The following is a 17,585-nucleotide window of genomic DNA, read 5'->3' as shown; positions in this document are numbered from 1 at the left end:
TTATTTCCCTCCTTTCTCAGTGTTCTTTTTAGTTGGAAGAATTTCTCCACGATAAATCCACACTTTAACTCCTAGTTTTCCGTATGTTGTATCTGCTTCTTCCCATGCGTAATCAATATCCGCACGTAATGTATGAAGTGGAACTGTTCCTTCTGAATAGCCTTCTGAACGAGCGATATCTGCTCCGTTTAGACGACCAGATACTTGTGTTTTGATTCCTTTAGCGCCAGAACGCATTGTGCGTTGGATCGCTTGTTTTTGCGCACGACGGAAAGCAACACGGTTTTCTAATTGACGTGCGATTCCTTCGCCTACTAATTTAGCATCTAAATCTGGTTTTTTGATTTCAACGATGTTGATGTGAACTCGTTTGCCAGTTAATTTGTTTAATTCTTTTCTTAGGTTTTCGACTTCAGATCCGCCTTTACCGATAACCATACCTGGTTTAGCTGTGTGGATTGAAATATTTACGCGGTTTGCTGCGCGCTCGATTTCAATTGTTGACACAGCGGCATCAGCAAGTTTAGATGCGATAAATTTACGGATTTTCAAATCTTCATGTAGAAATTCAGCATACTCTTTTTCAGCATACCATTTTGCATCCCAGTCACGGATGATGCCTACACGCATTCCAATTGGATGTACTTTTTGACCCACTGATTGTCCCTCCTTATTTTTCTGATACGACTACAGTAATATGACTTGTACGTTTGTTGATTGGAGAAGCTGAACCTTTCGCACGTGGACGGAAACGTTTCATTGTTGGTCCTTCGTTGACGAATGCTTCAGAAACAATCAAGTTTTCAACATCTAAGTCAAAATTGTTTTCTGCATTAGCGATAGCTGACATCAAGACTTTCTCGATGATTCCAGCCGCTTTGTTTGGTGTGAACTTCAAGATCGCGATTGCTTCAGCAACGCTTTTCCCTCTGATCAAATCAATAACTAGACGTGATTTACGAGGAGAAACGCGGACTGTTTTAGCAGTTGCTTTCGCTGATGTGATTTGTTCTGCCATTTTTGGATATCCTCCCCTCAAAATTAGCGTCTTGTTTTCTTATCGTCGGCAGCGTGTCCGCGATAAGTTCTTGTTGGTGCAAATTCACCTAGTTTGTGTCCTACCATGTCTTCTTGGATGTAAACTGGTACATGTTTCCGTCCATCATACACAGCAATTGTAAATCCGATAAAACTTGGGAAGATTGTGGAACGACGTGACCAAGTTTTGATCACTTTTTTCTTTTCAGCGCCTTGTTGTGCTTCGACCTTCTTCATCAAATGGTCATCGACAAAAGGTCCTTTTTTCAAACTACGACCCATGGTGTACCTCCTCTCAAAATGTGCGACACATGGTCAAGTAAATTATTTAGTCTTGCGACGACGAACGATAAGTTTGTCTGATTTAGCTTTCTTGTTACGTGTTTTGTAACCAAGTGCTGGTTGTCCCCAAGGTGAAACTGGAGCTTTACGTCCGATTGGAGCTTTACCTTCACCACCACCGTGTGGGTGATCATTAGGGTTCATTACGCTACCACGTACAGTTGGGCGTTTGCGCATCCAACGAGAACGTCCGGCTTTACCGATGTTGATCAATTCATGTTGTTCGTTACCAACAGAGCCAATTGTTGCACGGCATGTTGCCAAGATCATACGTACTTCGCCTGAGTTCAAGCGGATCAATACATATTTTCCTTCTTTACCAAGTACTTGTGCACTTGTACCAGCTGAACGGATCAATTGTCCGCCTTTTCCTGGTTTCATTTCGATGTTGTGGATAACAGTACCAACTGGAATATTTTCTAGTGGTAATGCGTTCCCTACTTTAATATCTGCATCTGGTCCAGAAACGACAGTCATGCCAACTTCTAATCCTTTAGGTGCTAAGATATATGCTTTTACTCCATCCTCGTAATGTACTAACGCAATGTTAGCAGAACGGTTTGGATCATATTCAATCGTTTTAACAGTAGCAACGACATTGTCTTTGTTACGTTTGAAATCGATCAAACGGTATTGACGTTTGTGACCGCCACCTTGATGACGAACCGTGATACGTCCGTTGTTGTTACGACCAGCATTGTTTTTCAATGGCGCTAACAATGTTTTTTCTGGTGTTGAAGTTGTGATTTCAGCGAAATCAGAACTTGTCATATTACGACGGCCGTTTGTGGTAGGTTTGTACTTTTTAATCGCCACGTCTTTTTCCCTCCCATTTAGTATTTAAATATGGTCTGCTTATTCAGCAGCGTCAAAAATTTGGATTTCTTTTGAATCTTCAGTTAAAGTCACAACAGCTTTGCGACGTTTTTTTGTGTATCCTGCATATTTACCCATGCGTTTGAATTTAGGGCGTACGTTGATGATATTCACGTTAGCCACTTTCACTCCGTCAAAGGCAGCTTCTACAGCTTGTTTTACTAAAGTTTTGTTCGCTTTTGTGTCTACTTCGAAAGTATATTTCTTGTCATCCATGGCAAGCATAGATTTCTCAGTGATCACTGGGCGTTTGATGACGTCTAGTAAGTTCATTATGCAAGCACCTCCTCGATCTGAGTAAGAGCAGTTTGTGTTACCAACATTTTATCTGCTGAAACAACATCCAATACGCTCACGTTATCAGCAGTTACTACTGAAACAGATGGCAAGTTGCGTGCAGATAATGCAGCAAAGTCGTTTTCTGTTTCTAAAACTACCAATACTTTTGAGTCAATAGTCAAGTTAGCTAAAACTTGTTTGAATTCTTTTGTTTTTGGTGCATCAAAGCTTAACCCTTCTACTGCTACCAAGTTATTTGAAGCAACTTTTTCTGACAATACAGATTTCATTGCTAAGCGACGAACTTTTTTAGGAAGTTTGTAGCTGTATGAACGTGGTGTTGGTCCGAAGACTACGCCACCTCCACGCCATTGTGGTGAACGGATTGAACCTTGACGAGCACGACCAGTTCCTTTTTGGCGCCATGGTTTACGGCCACCGCCACGAACGGCACTGCGATTTTTCACAGCGTGTGTTCCTTGTCTTAATGAAGCACGTTGCATGATGATTGCATCGTAGACAACTGTTTCATTTGGTTCAATTCCGAAGATTTCTTCGTTCAATGTAATTTCGCCATTTTGGCTTCCATCTTGTTTGAATAATGCTACATTCGGCATTCCTTAGTTCCTCCTTTCTTCCTATCTACTTATTTAGCTTTCACAGCTGATTTGATTGTAATCAATGATTTTTTCGCGCCAGGTACATTACCTTTAATCAAGATAACGTTACGTTCTGCGTCTACACGCACGATTTCCAAGTTTTGGATCGTGATGCGGTTACCGCCCATACGTCCAGCAAGACGTTTGTTTTTGAATACACGGTTAGGTGCAACTGGACCCATTGATCCAGGACGACGGTGATAACGAGAACCGTGAGCCATTGGTCCGCGGCTTTGTCCGTGACGTTTGATAACGCCTTGGAATCCTTTACCTTTCGAAGTGCCGGTTACATCAATGATGTCTCCTGCTTCAAAAATATCAACTTTAATTTCTGAACCTACTTCTAAGCCCTCTAGCTCTACATTCTTGAATTCGCGAATGAAGCGCTTAGGAGCCGTGTTTGCTTTTGCAACATGACCTTTCGCAGGTTTGTTAGACAAAACTTCACGCATATCTTGGTAGCCGACTTGAATTGCTTCGTAGCCGTCATTTTCGATTGTTTTCACTTGTAGCACTACGTTTGGAGTAGCTTCTACTACAGTTACTGGAATCAATTCGCCAGATTCAGTGAAGATTTGAGTCATTCCCACTTTTTTCCCTAAGATTCCTTTGGTCATGATTACACCTCCATCTTAATTATTATAGTTTGATTTCAATATTTACACCGCTTGGCAAGTCTAGCTTCATTAAAGCATCAACTGTTTTTGGTGTTGGATTCACAATGTCGATTAGACGTTTGTGTGTACGCATTTCGAATTGTTCGCGTGAATCTTTGTATTTGTGTGTCGCACGGATGATCGTGTACAAGCTGCGTTCAGTTGGCAATGGAATTGGACCAGATACGCCAGCTCCAGTTCTTTTTGCAGTTTCTACGATTTTATCCGCTGATTGATCTAAAATACGATGTTCATACGCTTTTAAACGGATACGAATTTTTTGTTTTGCCATTGTTTTCCCTCCTTCGCCTATTTTGAAAAGTAGACATAGCTCCACGAAAATTTCCGTCACGCTCGTCCATGGCAAAGCGTCCGGGCGTGTCGCAACCTCTCGTTTCGTAGCCGGCAGTTTTTTCTTTGCTGCCAGTGTGACTTACGCATATACGTAAACAGCACCTTTATGATTATATTATGGATAAACGCTGATTGCAAGCTTTTTTTAATGAAAAGAAACGATTCTTTTGCGTTTTTTTCAGAAAACTTTCTTTTCTCTTGAAAACAACAAAAACCTTGCCTAATGACTTGCTCTAAGCAAAAGCTTTTCCAACAACCATAGCTACTAACGCAAAAGCGCCCCTTCCGGAATAATTCTCCAGAAAAAGCGCTTCAAACCACTAATCATCTCGATTTACTACTAGTTGATTAATCCTTTAGTCACACGTTGGATTGCTGCTTTTAACGGAAAATAAGCAATAGCGACAATCAAAATCGTGGCCACTACATTGATGACTGTTGCCGGCAATTTGATGACCGCTGCCGACCAAGCTCCTGACCAGCTGCTGCCAAGATACCAAAGCATAACAGTATTTTTGATTTGCGTCATAGCAAGTTTCGCCAAGCCAGTAACAGACCCAATAACCACTAACTGCCATATTGCTTGCGGACGTTTTTTAAATAAGAGAAACGCACCATATGCAAAAGCCCCCACAATAAAACTTTCCAAAATAAAATAAGGGGCCTCTGTCGCATACCCATTCAGCAAATCAAAAATCGCAAAGCCTAGTCCCCCAGCAAGGGAGCCTTTCACATAACCTAATAATAAAACTGCTAATAAAAGAACGGCATTCCCCAAGTGCACAAAGGCGCCGGTGGGCAATGGGATCTTGATCATCGTACCAATGACTGTCAACGCTGTAAACAATGCCACAAAGACAATACTTCGAATTCTGTGATCATTCATGTGGTATCATCCTTTCTTCCGCATGATTATAAGCACCGTGCCAGACGTGACCGACATAAGGATTGATCAGAACCCCTTGTCGAATCGCCGCAACGACGAAGTCTTTGGCCAAGCGAATGCTTTCTAGTAACGGCAGCCCTTTTGCTAATCCAGCAGTAATGGCTGCAGAAAACGTACAGCCTGCACCATGGTTGAAATCAGTATCGATCCTCCGGCTTTCTAGAGTAGTAAAAGAGTGTCCATCATAAACTAAGTCAATTGCTTGCGCTCCTGGCAACCGATGACCTCCTTTGACGACGACACACTTCGCGCCTAAATGATAAATCCTTTTCACAGCTTCTTTCATAGCAACAAGGTCTTTTAAGTCCCCCATCCCCGATAAAATTCCAGCTTCAATCAAGTTAGGTGTCACCACATCCGCCAAAGGCAGCAAGTATTCGATCAATGCATCCACACTCTTTGGCTGCAAAATATGTGCGGTCCCTTTACAAGCAATAACAGGATCGATCACCACCTGTTTCACTTGTTGTTGCTGGATCATCTTGGCAGCCTGCGCAATATTGGCTTCATTCCCCAACATCCCTGTCTTAACGGCATCCATTGGTTCCCCCGTGAAAGCCGAAATCAATTGTTTTTCGACCAAAGAAGTGTCCATAGCTGTCACTTCGTGGGTCCATCCCATTGACGGATCCATGGTGACGATCGAGGCAATCGAAGCAAAACCAAAAACACCATACTCTTGAAAGGTCTTTAAATCAGCTTCAATTCCTGCGCCGCCTGTTGAATCGGACCCGGCGATCGTTAATACTTTCTTCATTATTATCGACTCCTTTTATTCAGTATAACCAATGGTCCCCTTGACGAAAACAGCCAATTGGCTTATTTTTATACCATCCAATAAAAAAGGAGGGCTCTAATGACCGATTGGCAAATCGATAAACAGAAGAAGCAACCACTCTATCAGCAAATCGTCACTTACTTTATCGAGGCCATCCAAAATGGCGATTACACACCTGGTGAACAGTTGCCCGCCGAACGAAAACTAGCCACTCAATTCGGGGTCAACCGTTCAACGATCGTCAAGGCACTGGATGAGCTTCGGAGTTTAGGATGGATCACGCGCAAACGAGGCAGCGGCACACAAGTCTCTGAAGGTCGATGGGGCAACCGTCAGACCCCTCTGTCTTATCTCCGCTCGTCTCTATCTAGTCCCTACTTACAGCAAGACCCCTTTGTTGAAGAGATTCAGCGATTGCGCACAAAAGACCAAATTCTCGACCTTTATACAGGTGATCTGCCACAAGAACTGCTTCCTGATTTCCAATTTCCTGCCTTTACTTGGGAGATGATCCGCAACGAAAGCCTGCAAAGCACCCCAGCCGGCTATCCACCATTGCAAGAAGTCTTGATGCGGCACTTGACGGAAGATTTCGGAATCCCCTTATCTGGACAAAAACTCGTGATCACTTCTGGCTCCACGCAAGGTATCACACTGCTTATGCAAGTTTTGTTGACTTCAGGTGATAGTATTCTTACGGAAGATCCTTCCTTTTTGTTTTCATTGCCCTTATTTACAACAATGAATGTCCGCGTTCTCGGAATCAAACAGGACGAAGAAGGGATGCGACCGAAAGACTTAGAACAAGCATTGAAAGAGCAGAAAATCAAATTTGTTTATTTAAATCCGACATTCCAAAATCCCACCGGTCGTACCATGAGCCTTGGCCGCCGCAAAGAAATTATCGCTATTTGCCAGAGGTATCAAGTACCGATCATAGAAGATGATATCTTTAGTGAGTTAGCCTTTACGCCGCAACCCGAAAAATTTAAGGCACTGGCACCAGATTCGGTCATTTATCTCGGATCTTTATCAAAACTCTTTGGGTCTTCTATCAAAATCGGCTGGTTATTAGCTCCTGAAGCATTGGCGGATCAATTTGCTCAAGCTAAAAAAAGGATGTCTATCGAGACAACGATTTTTCCTCAACTGTTAGCTAATCTTGCTCTCCGTTCCATGGAGTACCCTCAACAACAACAGGACTTGCTAAAAAAGATGGCTCAAAAGCAACATGCCTTGATTCAGCGACTGGACGCTTTTTCTGAGGATTGGGCATTCCAACAGACCACTGGGGGACTATACCTCTGGCTGCAATGGCAACACGCCCCACTGAAACGGAGAGACTGGACACTTTTCTTAAAAAATGATTGTCTAGTTGCCCCAGCCTTTCTCTTCAGCAATGATACAAACGGATTTCGTCTGAACTATACACGACTTTCGGAAAATCAACTAGACTTGTTTTGTCAGCAATTCAGAAAAATCACAACACAATTAAAGGAGCATCTGTATGAATGAGACAATTGATCTATTAACCAACCACCGCACTTATCGCCAATTCGATAGCAACTATCAATTATCAAAGGAGCAGTTAGAAGCAATTTTATCTGCTGCACGACAAGCACCTAGCTGGATGAACGGGCAAGCTTATTCCATTCTCGTGATCGATGATCGTTCACTTCGACAACAGCTGGTTACTTGGAATCCAGGTAATCCTCATATCGCTGAAAGTTCTATCTTTTTACTTTTCTTGGCTGATTTAAACCGCACCAAGAAAGTTGCTGAGAAAAAACAAACACCTTATCTGGTTGATGAAGGTCTACAACCATTGTTGATCGCAACAACCGATGCTAGTATCGCTTTACAGTCAGCTGCCATTGCTGCGGAATCTCTTGGTCTAGGAACAGTTATTTCCGGCAGTGTCCGCAAAGACAGCAAAGCGATCGCCGAATTGCTCGAACTGCCAGAATACGTTTACCCTGTGGCTGGATTAAGTATTGGCAAACCAATTGTAGATATTGCTCTCAAGCCTCGCTTGCCTCAAGAGGCGGTAATCCATTACAACAAATACCAGGATTATTCCTATCAAGCGATCGAAGACTATGACCAAATCATGACCGCCTTCGGTGAAGCGAGAGAAACAATGCCTTGGTCCGAAAAATTCGCCAATTTCTACGGCCGTGTCCCTGACCAAGGCTTTGATCAGTTTCTAAAAGATCAAAAATTGATCAAATAAAAATTTTCAAGCAAAAAAAAGCAGAAGCGCTAGCGCTTCTGCTTTTTGCATTTATCAAGTCAATTAAGCTTTGATTTCAGTTACAACGCCTGAACCAACAGTACGTCCGCCTTCACGAATTGAGAAACGAGTTCCGTCTTCGATAGCAATTGGGTGGATCAATTCAACGTCGATTGTTACGTTATCGCCAGGCATAACCATTTCAGTTCCTTCTGGTAATTCAACAACACCAGTTACGTCAGTTGTACGGAAGTAGAACTGAGGACGGTAGTTAGTGAAGAATGGAGTGTGACGTCCACCTTCTTCTTTTGTCAAAACATAAACTTCAGCTTTGAATTTTGTATGAGGTGTGATTGTACCAGCTTTAGCCAATACTTGTCCACGTTGGATGTCTTCACGAGCAACCCCACGTAGCAATGCACCAATGTTATCCCCTGCTTCAGCATAGTCTAACAATTTACGGAACATTTCAACACCTGTTACAGTTGTTTTAGCAGTTTCGTCAGCAATACCAACGATTTCTACTTCATCACCAACGCGAACTTGTCCACGTTCAACACGGCCTGTAGCAACAGTACCACGTCCAGTGATTGAGAATACGTCTTCGACTGGCATCATGAATGGTTTGTCAGTATCACGTTCTGGAGTTGGAACGTATTCGTCAACTGCAGCCATCAATTCCATGATTTTTTCTTCGTATGAAGGATCTCCTTCAAGAGCTTTCAAAGCAGAACCGGCGATTACAGGAACATCGTCGCCTGGGAAGTCATATTCAGACAATAGGTCACGAACTTCCATTTCAACTAATTCTAGCAATTCTTCGTCATCAACCATATCCATTTTGTTCAAGAAAACAACGATGTATGGTACGCCAACGTTACGTGATAACAAGATGTGTTCACGAGTTTGAGGCATAGGACCGTCAGCAGCAGATACTACTAAGATCGCACCGTCCATTTGCGCAGCACCAGTGATCATGTTTTTAACATAGTCCGCGTGTCCTGGGCAGTCTACGTGAGCGTAGTGGCGAGCTTCAGTTTCATACTCAACGTGAGCAGTTGAGATAGTGATTCCGCGTTCGCGTTCTTCTGGAGCACCATCGATTTGGTCGTAAGCAGAAGCTTGTGCCAAACCTTTTTTAGATAATACAGTTGTGATAGCAGCTGTAAGTGTAGTTTTACCATGGTCAACGTGTCCGATCGTACCAATGTTTACGTGGGGTTTAGAACGGTCAAATTTTTCTTTTGCCATTTTAAAATGTTCCTCCTAAAAATACAGTTTATTTTTTATATTTGATAGGTAGAGGGCGCGAAGCCCCCCATCCCTTATCATCGATAATATTGTACACGAAACTTCATAAAAAATATAGCTTTTTACTGAATTTCGCATTTGTGCATCAATTATTCAGCTTTGCCGCCGTTTTTCTTGATGATTTCTTCTTGAACAGACTTAGGTACATCTTCATAGTGATCAAATGTCATCATGAAAGTACCGCGTCCTTGAGTAGATGAACGAAGTGTTGTTGCATATCCGAACATTTCAGCCAATGGAACAATCGCGTTAACGATTTGTGAGTTACCATGCGCTTCCATACCTTCAACACGTCCACGACGAGCAGTTACGTGTCCCATAACATCACCTAAGTAATCTTCAGGAACAGTGATAACAACTTTCATCATTGGTTCAAGAATCACTGGATTAGCTTTCTTCGCTGCAGCACGTAAAGCCATTGAAGCTGCCACACGGAAGGCTGTTTCACTTGAATCGACATCATGGTATGAACCATCGTAAAGCTTGGCTTTGATGTCAACCAATGGATAACCAGCTAGAACACCGTTAGCCATTGAGTCTTCAAGTCCTTTTTCAACTGCTGGGATGTATTCACGTGGAACCACACCACCGACAATTGCGTTTTCGAATTCGAAGCCTTTACCTTCTTCGTTTGGTGTAAATTCGATCCATACGTGACCGTATTGACCTTTACCACCAGACTGACGTACAAATTTACCTTCGGCTTGCGTAGAAGCACGGAATGTTTCGCGGTAAGAAACTTGAGGCGCACCAACGTTTGCTTCAACTTTAAATTCGCGACGCATACGGTCAACAAGGACGTCCAAGTGAAGTTCACCCATCCCTGCGATAACAGTTTCGCCAGTTTCAGCGTTTGTTTCTACACGGAATGAAGGATCTTCTTCAGCAAGTTTTTGTAAAGCCACACCCATTTTATCTTGGTCAGCTTTTGATTTAGGTTCAACAGCTACTTCGATAACTGGTTCTGGGAATTCGATTGATTCAAGGATAACTGGTGATTTTTCGTCACACAATGTATCCCCTGTTGTTGTATCTTTCAAACCAACAGCTGCAGCGATATCGCCTGAATAAACTGTTTGGATTTCTGCACGAGTGTTCGCGTGCATTTGCAGGATACGACCGATACGTTCGCGTTTGTCTTTTGAAGCATTCAAGACATATGATCCAGAGTTCAAGACACCTGAATACACACGGAAGAATGTCAAACGACCTACGAATGGGTCAGTCATTACTTTAAATGCTAGTGAAGCAAAAGGCGCTTCATCGTCAGCAGGACGATCAGTTTCTTCGTCAGTTTTAGGATTGATCCCTTTGATTGCAGGAACATCAAGTGGTGAAGGAAGGTAGTCGATGACTGCATCCAACATCAATTGAACCCCTTTGTTTTTGAAGGCTGAACCACAAAGAACTGGGAAAAATTCAACAGTCAATGTCGCTTGACGGATACCAGCTTTCAATTCTTCTTCAGTGATTTCTTCACCTTCCAAGAATTTCATCATTAGCTCTTCGTCAGTATCTGCAACTGCTTCAACTAATTTTTCGCGCCATTCTTCAGCTAATTCTTTGTACTCTTCAGGAATTTCAGTTTCTTGAATCTCTGTTCCTAAATCGTTTGTATAGATCTCAGCTTTCATTTTTACTAGATCGATGATACCAGTAAAGTCATCTTCCGCACCAATTGGTAATTGGATTGGATGAGCATTTGCTTGCAAGCGATCATGTAAAGTAGATACAGAGTATAAGAAGTCTGCACCGATTTTATCCATTTTGTTACAGAATACGATACGTGGTACGCGGTAATCTGTCGCTTGACGCCAAACTGTTTCAGTTTGTGGTTCTACACCAGATTGTGAGTCCAATACTGTTACAGCACCGTCAAGAACCCGTAGTGAACGTTGTACTTCAATTGTGAAGTCCACGTGTCCAGGAGTGTCGATGATATTTACGCGGTTTTCTTTCCATTGCGCAGTTGTCGCAGCAGAAGTGATCGTGATCCCACGTTCTTGTTCTTGTTCCATCCAGTCCATTTGAGAAGCACCTTCATGTGTTTCCCCAATTTTATGGATTTTACCTGTGTAATAAAGGATACGTTCAGTTGTCGTTGTTTTACCAGCGTCAACGTGGGCCATGATCCCGATATTACGAGTTTTTTCTAGCGAAAATTCTCTTGCCATTCTAGGTTGTTCCCCTCTCATTCTTACTTAAACCTAAGCTAAGGTTGTCTCAGTACCTTCCAATAAAAAGCAGTGAGGATCTTACCAACGATAGTGAGCAAATGCGCGGTTGGCTTCCGCCATTTTGTGTGTGTCTTCGCGTTTCTTCACAGAAGCACCAGTGTTGTTTGCTGCATCCATGATTTCTTTCGCAAGACGTTCTTCCATTGTGTGTTCGCCACGCAAACGAGCGTAGTTTACCACCCAACGAAGACCTAGAGTTGTACGACGTTCTGGACGAACTTCAACTGGGACTTGGTAGTTAGAACCACCGACACGGCGAGCTTTAACTTCCAATACAGGCATAATGTTCTTCATTGCTTGTTCGAAAACTTCCAATGGATCATTTCCTGTAGATTCTTTGATAATGCCAAAAGCATTGTAGATAATATTTGCAGCAACACCGCGTTTACCATCAACCATTACACGGTTGATCAAACGAGTTACTAATTTTGAGTTATAAATAGGATCTGGTAAAACATCACGTTTTGCAACAGGACCTTTACGAGGCATCCGTAACTCCTCCTTCCGAAATATCAGTTCTGATTAAATAGTTTCATTTGTAGTTTGAATCAAAATTAAGCTTTAGGACGTTTTGTTCCATATTTAGAACGAGATTGTTTACGATCGTTAACACCGGCAGTATCCAATGCACCACGAACGATATGGTAACGTACCCCTGGTAAGTCTTTTACACGTCCACCGCGTAGCAATACCACACTGTGTTCTTGCAAGTTGTGACCGATACCTGGAATATAAGCTGTCACTTCAATCAAGTTTGACAAACGAACACGCGCATATTTACGTAGAGCTGAGTTCGGTTTTTTCGGTGTCATAGTTCCCACACGAGTAGCTACCCCACGCTTTTGAGGTGAGTTAACATTCGTTTGAGCTTTTTTGAAACTGTTGTATCCTTTGTTCAATGCTGGTGAATTTGATTTTTCAACCTTGGATTTACGAGGTTTACGTACTAATTGATTAATTGTAGGCATCCCTAGTTTTCCTCCTTCCTTGATTCGCTTTATAGTTCCACACATCCAGGTGGTTCTTTTTTTGCGATAAAAAATAATGCATTCTCTGCATTCTTATCAAATATGCTTTGATAAACAGTCAGCACGTCTCCAACGAGAGACCTGTAGATAAAGCACCTTTGATAGAATACCATGATAAAAAGACTCTGTCAACCATCTCTCCAATGATTTTTTATGAAAGGAGCAACTGCCAAAATTTTATAAAAAAAACTCTCCCTTGCGCCTCCTTTTTACTTCTTCTTACTATATAATAAAGATGAAAATAGTATTTTATTAGAGGTGGGTCAATAATGAATCTAAAAGAGATGGTCGGTATTGAAGCGGCCAGCTATGTCACTGACGGTATGGTCGTCGGTTTAGGAACTGGTTCAACTGCGTATTACATGATCGAAGAATTGGGGCGCAGAGTGAAAGAAGAAAACTTGTCGATCGTTGGTGTACCAACATCCTGGGCATCAAAAAAACAAGCAGAATCGTTAGGGATCCCGGTCAAAACGATCGATGAAGTGGCAAGTGTCGATTTAACGATCGATGGTGCAGATGAGATCAGCGGAGACTATCATGGAATCAAAGGTGGCGGTGCCGCACTGCTTTTTGAAAAAATCGTCGCAACCTACTCTAAAAAAGTTCTTTGGATTGTTGATAAATCAAAGATCGTTGAAAAATTAGGCGCATTCCCATTACCTGTAGAAGTGATTCCCTATGGCAGTCAGCAATTGATGCGATTGTTTACAGAAAAAAACTATCACCCTGTCCTTCGCCTAGCCGAAGATGGCACCCCGCTAAAAACTGATTGCGGTCATTACATCATTGATCTTCATCTACAAACCATCAATGAACCAGTTGCATTGGCTCATGAACTAGATCAAACCGTCGGTGTTGTAGAGCACGGGCTCTTCTTGGATATGGTACATACGATCATCATTGGACAAGAAGATGGACCTGAGACCCGCAGCGTTCGCTGATGCCTCTAGCAACAAAAGGAGCAAGTGCTCCTTTTGTTCGAGGTTCTACGTATTTTTCTTCATTTTTCTAGAGTTAAATTCATTTTTGTGCAAGTTTTCTCTATCATTTATGCCTCATTTATGCTACATTCAAATAAAAAAGAATAGGAAGGAGCGGCTATGAAAGTCATCGGTTATGCTCGCACAACAATTATTGATAAAGAATCAAGTGAACAATTAAACAAACTAAAAGAATTTGGTTGTACAGAATTGTTCCACGAAACCTATGCCTACGAAGAAAACTGTGATAACCACTCATTAGAATCTGTGATTGCTCGTATGCAGTCTGGGGAAACGCTGGTTGTTTCTGAACTTCATCGTTTAGGTAAAACAACCCGGCAATTAACTGAATTGACAGATCTTCTAAGAAAAAGAAACCTTCACCTAGTTTCTCTAGCAGAAAACATCGATACGAGAGAACCCATGGGGGCGATTTATTTCAATTTAATGGAAGGTTTGGCAGCGATGGAACAAGCCTTAATCAAAGAACGGACATTAGTCGGATTGAACAATGCCCGAAAGAACGGCAAAATTGGCGGACGTCCAAAAATCGATCCAAAAACCATCAAAAAAATTCGCCAGCTTTATTACGATAAAAAAGAGACGATTCAATTCATCTCCACAAAATGCGGTGTTTCTGTCGGAACCTGCTATAAATACATAAAACTTTCAGAAGAAGAATTGGATAAAGTATACAGTCATTAATCACTTGTCTGAATCCGGTGCTTCATCTTTTTTTCTGTGCGCCGATCCTGTCAGACAAAATGATTCAGAAATAAAAAAGAACGTCGTGAAGAAAGACGTTTTTTTCTGTTTCTTTTTTTAAGAAACAAGGTTTTACGCTAAATACGTAGAAATTCTTTGCGAAAAAGTGTACAATAAACAGGGAATTGAAAATTTCAGAAAAATATCTAATATCTAAAAGGAGAGTTTTACATGCCAAAATTAGTATTTTCTCGTCACGGACTAAGCGAATGGAATAAATTGAACCAATTTACTGGTTGGGCCGATGTAGATTTAGCGCCAGAAGGTGTCGAAGAAGCAATCGAGGGCGGACGTAAAATCAAAGAAGCCGGCATCGAATTCGATGTTGCCTACACATCTGTATTAACTCGTGCCATCAAAACTTGTAACTACATTTTAGAATATTCTGATCAACTATGGGTGCCAACAATCAAATCTTGGCGTTTGAACGAACGTCACTACGGTAAACTACAAGGATTGAACAAAAAAGAAACTGCTGAAAAATACGGAGACGAACAAGTTCACATCTGGCGTCGTTCCTACGATGTATTGCCTCCATTGATGGATGCATCTGATGAAGGTTCTGCAGCAAACGATCGTCGTTATGCAATGCTTGATCCTCGCGACGTACCTGGCGGCGAAAACTTGAAAGTAACGCTAGAACGTGCATTACCTTTCTGGCAAGATGAAATCGCACCTGCATTGAAAGACAACAAAACTGTTTTAGTTGCCGCTCACGGAAACTCTCTACGTGCGTTAGCAAAACACATCGAAGGTATCTCTGATGAAGACATCATGGATCTTGAAATTCCAACAGGTCAACCACTTGTTTATGAATTGAACGATGATCTAACAGTTGCGAAAAAATATTACTTATAATCATTAACAGCCAAGGCTGTGCTGCAAGTCAGAGCAAGAGTATTCTTCCTGACTGACGGCACAGTCTTTTTTTGATTGGTTTCCTGAGAAATATTCGTTATAATTGAAACCGCATACGAAAGGAGCTTGGAATGATGACCACACTCTGTAAAAATGATACGCTACTATTTCTTGGAGATAGCATCACCGACTGCGGCCGTGATCGACTCGATGCTACGGATCTGGGAAAAGGATTTCCCGCCTTTGTGGCAGCCCATCTAGCTGCAGAATACCCAGATGCAAACTTGTCATTTGTTAACCGCGGCATTAGCGGGAATAAAATTCGCGATATCTTAAATCGCATCGAGGAAGACTGCATTGATTTAAAGCCAGATCTACTGATTTTCTTGATCGGTATCAATGATACCTGGCGCAATATTGGCACCTCCTCTTTCGGCACACCCGAAGCAACTGCGACATTTGCTAGTGATTATCGGCAATTTTTGCAGCAAGTGACCGAAAGTGGGATCAAGAAAATCCTGCTTTTAGAGCCATTTGTTCTTCCTTATCCAGCAGATCGCAAACAATGGCGGAAGGATTTGGATCCCAAGATCCATTCCATTCGTGAACTAGCTGCTGAATTTGGTTGTGACTACCTTCCTTTAGACGGCTTATTCGCTGAACGTACTGTCAAAAAACATTCATCTTATTATACTGGGGAAGATGGTGTCCATCCAACAATCGCCGGACATGGTGTGATCGCACAAGAGATCTTGCGCCGTATCCATTATTCAAGATAATTCTTTGATAGAAGTACGCAGACAAATAATCGGTAGGATACCAATTACCCTACCGATTATTTGTCTATTCTGTCAGGATTTCTTCATTTAGAGATACTCTGAAGGGGTCAAAGCCTCTTGATAAATGGCAATGACATCAGATTCTGTCAACGGTACGTAGGCATTTGTCGCAATTGAACTAAATGCTACTGCTTGTTTGGCCATTTCTTCAAAATGACGATCATCTTCGATCCCCACTTCTGGTAAAGTCATTGGGATCCCACAAGCAAGGAAGAAATCGTATAACTTTTGAATCCCCATCCGAGCTGCCATTTCTGGGACCGCTTCTTCTACTTGGAATACTTCACGGGCAAAGCGAGCCAACTTAGGTGCTGTTGTCTCATTCAACACATGAAGCATCCAGCGGGGCGTCAAGATGGCTAAGCCGATCCCATGAGTAATATCATAAAAAGCACTCAACTCATGTTCCATTGGATGGCACGACCACGCACCGGCTTTCCCACTACCTGTCAACCCATTTAACGCCAATGTACTTGCCCACATCAAGTTTGCCCGAGCATCATAGTCATCTGGGGTATCCAAAGCAATCGGCAAGTTTGTGATTACCGCTTTCAACAGCCCTTCTGCGATGCCGTCTTGTACATCCGTATTCTCTGTTGTACTAAAGTAGTTTTCGATCAGATGACTCATAATATCTGCAGAACCAGCCGCTGTTTGATAGCGATTGACGCTAAAGGTCCAGGTGGGATCTAAGAAAGAAACCTTCGGCAAGAAATTAGGACCGTGGACCCCTAATTTTTGTTTCGCTGTAAGGTTCGTGATAACTGCTCCCCGATTCATTTCACTACCAGTTGCAGCTAATGTCAAAACCGTAACTAATGGCAATGCTGGCCCTTGGTAGCTGCGTTTAGTCACTAAAGTCCAAGGATCTTCCTCACTGCAAGCAGCACCTGCGATCACTTTGCTGCAATCAATCACGGAGCCGCCTCCGACTGCAAGAATCACATCAATTTTTTCAGTGCGGCAGAGTTCTGCCCCTTTTGCTACTGTTTCAATCCGAGGGTTTGGTTCAACTCCTGCTAATTCTGTTACTTGATTGTCATTGTTTTGCAATTGCGCCATGACTTGATCATAAAGTCCGCTTTTTTTGATACTGCCGCCGCCATAGACCAATAGGACATTTTTTCCGAAAGTATTCAATACTTCCGGCAACTCATTTAACCGATCTTTCCCAAAACGTATATCCGTTGTCACCTGAAAAGTAAAATTATTCATGCTCCAACCTCCTTTTCTTTAATTAAACCATTTTCGTCCAAAAGTGCAACTATTCCAACTAGCTAGAAAGATTCAATCAATCATTTAACAAAAAATCACTTTCTGACTGGCTCCCATTGTCTAAGGAGTCAATCAGAAAGCGATACAGGAATAAAAAATTTTTTGTAGGCTGTAGGATAAGAAAAAGG

General features: G+C 42.2%; 21 protein-coding genes. 6 read left to right on the top strand and 15 right to left on the bottom strand.

The genetic code is table 11. The features are described 5' to 3' along the window. From rpsC to thiD, 10 genes are all read right to left on the bottom strand, one after another. Positions 1 to 657 (bottom strand): 30S ribosomal protein S3, encoded by a 657-nt coding sequence (gene rpsC / locus HED61_RS04380; protein ID WP_003127974.1) that lies wholly within the window; start codon positions 655 to 657, stop codon positions 1 to 3. A gap of 13 nt (positions 658 to 670) precedes the next feature. After that, positions 671 to 1,018 carry a 50S ribosomal protein L22 gene (gene rplV / locus HED61_RS04375; protein ID WP_003127973.1) on the bottom strand — a complete coding sequence of 116 codons (348 nt, stop codon included), beginning with the start codon at positions 1,016 to 1,018 and terminating at the stop codon, positions 671 to 673. Between the two features lie 23 nt (positions 1,019 to 1,041). Continuing rightward, positions 1,042 to 1,320 carry a 30S ribosomal protein S19 gene (gene rpsS / locus HED61_RS04370; RefSeq protein ID WP_003127971.1) on the bottom strand — a complete coding sequence of 93 codons (279 nt, stop codon included), beginning with the start codon at positions 1,318 to 1,320 and terminating at the stop codon, positions 1,042 to 1,044. Positions 1,321 to 1,362: 42 nt separating this feature from the next. Then, complete coding sequence (gene rplB / locus HED61_RS04365) at positions 1,363 to 2,196, bottom strand: 50S ribosomal protein L2 (protein ID WP_003127970.1); 834 nt, start codon at positions 2,194 to 2,196, stop codon at positions 1,363 to 1,365. Positions 2,197 to 2,235: 39 nt separating this feature from the next. Further along, positions 2,236 to 2,529, bottom strand: a complete 294-nt coding sequence (locus tag HED61_RS04360; protein ID WP_003127969.1) for a 50S ribosomal protein L23 — start codon at positions 2,527 to 2,529, stop codon at positions 2,236 to 2,238. Next, the gene (gene rplD, locus HED61_RS04355; protein WP_003127968.1) at positions 2,529 to 3,152 is read right to left on the bottom strand and encodes a 50S ribosomal protein L4; all 624 of its coding nucleotides are present in this window, start codon (positions 3,150 to 3,152) and stop codon (positions 2,529 to 2,531) included. The genes HED61_RS04360 and rplD overlap by 1 nt, the downstream gene beginning before the upstream one ends. 29 nt (positions 3,153 to 3,181) lie before the next feature. Next, complete coding sequence (gene rplC / locus HED61_RS04350; RefSeq protein WP_003127967.1) at positions 3,182 to 3,811, bottom strand: 50S ribosomal protein L3; 630 nt, start codon at positions 3,809 to 3,811, stop codon at positions 3,182 to 3,184. Between the two features lie 22 nt (positions 3,812 to 3,833). Then, on the bottom strand, positions 3,834 to 4,142 hold the full coding sequence (gene rpsJ / locus HED61_RS04345) for a 30S ribosomal protein S10 (protein ID WP_003127966.1): 309 nt from the start codon (positions 4,140 to 4,142) through the stop codon (positions 3,834 to 3,836). Between the two features lie 402 nt (positions 4,143 to 4,544). After that, positions 4,545 to 5,090 (bottom strand): ECF transporter S component, encoded by a 546-nt coding sequence (locus HED61_RS04340; RefSeq protein ID WP_021150626.1) that lies wholly within the window; start codon positions 5,088 to 5,090, stop codon positions 4,545 to 4,547. Beyond that, positions 5,083 to 5,907, bottom strand: a complete 825-nt coding sequence (gene thiD / locus HED61_RS04335) for a bifunctional hydroxymethylpyrimidine kinase/phosphomethylpyrimidine kinase (RefSeq protein ID WP_219645215.1) — start codon at positions 5,905 to 5,907, stop codon at positions 5,083 to 5,085. Before thiD ends, HED61_RS04340 begins: the two co-directional genes overlap by 8 nt. Positions 5,908 to 6,006: 99 nt before the next feature. Here thiD and HED61_RS04330 point away from each other — a divergent pair, with 99 nt between their 5' ends. Continuing rightward, positions 6,007 to 7,443, top strand: a complete 1,437-nt coding sequence (locus HED61_RS04330; RefSeq protein WP_005470028.1) for an aminotransferase-like domain-containing protein — start codon at positions 6,007 to 6,009, stop codon at positions 7,441 to 7,443. Beyond that, positions 7,436 to 8,161: a nitroreductase family protein gene (locus tag HED61_RS04325; protein ID WP_219645216.1), complete on the top strand. Its 726-nt coding sequence runs from the start codon at positions 7,436 to 7,438 to the stop codon at positions 8,159 to 8,161. Before HED61_RS04330 ends, HED61_RS04325 begins: the two co-directional genes overlap by 8 nt. Before the next feature lie 63 nt (positions 8,162 to 8,224). Here HED61_RS04325 and tuf read toward each other — a convergent pair whose 3' ends face one another. The 4 genes from tuf to rpsL form a co-directional block, all read right to left on the bottom strand. Continuing rightward, positions 8,225 to 9,412, bottom strand: coding sequence for an elongation factor Tu (gene tuf / locus HED61_RS04320; RefSeq protein ID WP_003127959.1), 1,188 nt, complete (start codon positions 9,410 to 9,412; stop codon positions 8,225 to 8,227). A gap of 149 nt (positions 9,413 to 9,561) precedes the next feature. Then, positions 9,562 to 11,646: an elongation factor G gene (fusA, locus tag HED61_RS04315; protein WP_003127958.1), complete on the bottom strand. Its 2,085-nt coding sequence runs from the start codon at positions 11,644 to 11,646 to the stop codon at positions 9,562 to 9,564. A gap of 81 nt (positions 11,647 to 11,727) precedes the next feature. Continuing rightward, positions 11,728 to 12,198: a 30S ribosomal protein S7 gene (gene rpsG, locus HED61_RS04310; protein WP_003127957.1), complete on the bottom strand. Its 471-nt coding sequence runs from the start codon at positions 12,196 to 12,198 to the stop codon at positions 11,728 to 11,730. A 65-nt stretch (positions 12,199 to 12,263) separates the two neighbouring features. Further along, positions 12,264 to 12,677: a 30S ribosomal protein S12 gene (gene rpsL / locus HED61_RS04305; RefSeq protein WP_003127956.1), complete on the bottom strand. Its 414-nt coding sequence runs from the start codon at positions 12,675 to 12,677 to the stop codon at positions 12,264 to 12,266. A 329-nt stretch (positions 12,678 to 13,006) separates the two neighbouring features. Here rpsL and rpiA point away from each other — a divergent pair, with 329 nt between their 5' ends. From rpiA to HED61_RS04285, 4 genes are all read left to right on the top strand, one after another. After that, on the top strand, positions 13,007 to 13,681 hold the full coding sequence (gene rpiA, locus HED61_RS04300; RefSeq protein WP_003127952.1) for a ribose-5-phosphate isomerase RpiA: 675 nt from the start codon (positions 13,007 to 13,009) through the stop codon (positions 13,679 to 13,681). Between the two features lie 159 nt (positions 13,682 to 13,840). Then, entirely contained in the window at positions 13,841 to 14,425 is a 585-nt protein-coding gene (locus tag HED61_RS04295) for a recombinase family protein (protein WP_003127951.1), read from the top strand. 231 nt (positions 14,426 to 14,656) lie between these two features. After that, positions 14,657 to 15,343, top strand: coding sequence for a 2,3-diphosphoglycerate-dependent phosphoglycerate mutase (gpmA, locus tag HED61_RS04290; RefSeq protein ID WP_003127950.1), 687 nt, complete (start codon positions 14,657 to 14,659; stop codon positions 15,341 to 15,343). A 131-nt stretch (positions 15,344 to 15,474) separates the two neighbouring features. Continuing rightward, positions 15,475 to 16,122: an SGNH/GDSL hydrolase family protein gene (locus tag HED61_RS04285; RefSeq protein WP_227173404.1), complete on the top strand. Its 648-nt coding sequence runs from the start codon at positions 15,475 to 15,477 to the stop codon at positions 16,120 to 16,122. A gap of 87 nt (positions 16,123 to 16,209) precedes the next feature. Here the strand turns inward: HED61_RS04285 and HED61_RS04280 are convergent, their stop codons facing one another. After that, positions 16,210 to 17,397 (bottom strand): iron-containing alcohol dehydrogenase, encoded by a 1,188-nt coding sequence (locus tag HED61_RS04280; RefSeq protein WP_003127948.1) that lies wholly within the window; start codon positions 17,395 to 17,397, stop codon positions 16,210 to 16,212. Positions 17,398 to 17,585: the final 188 nt, after the last annotated feature.

Origin of the sequence: Enterococcus gallinarum (genome assembly GCF_021496385.1) — a bacterium.
Lineage (GTDB): Bacteria > Bacillota > Bacilli > Lactobacillales > Enterococcaceae > Enterococcus_D > Enterococcus_D gallinarum.
This window is presented reverse-complemented; position numbering and strand designations above follow the sequence as displayed.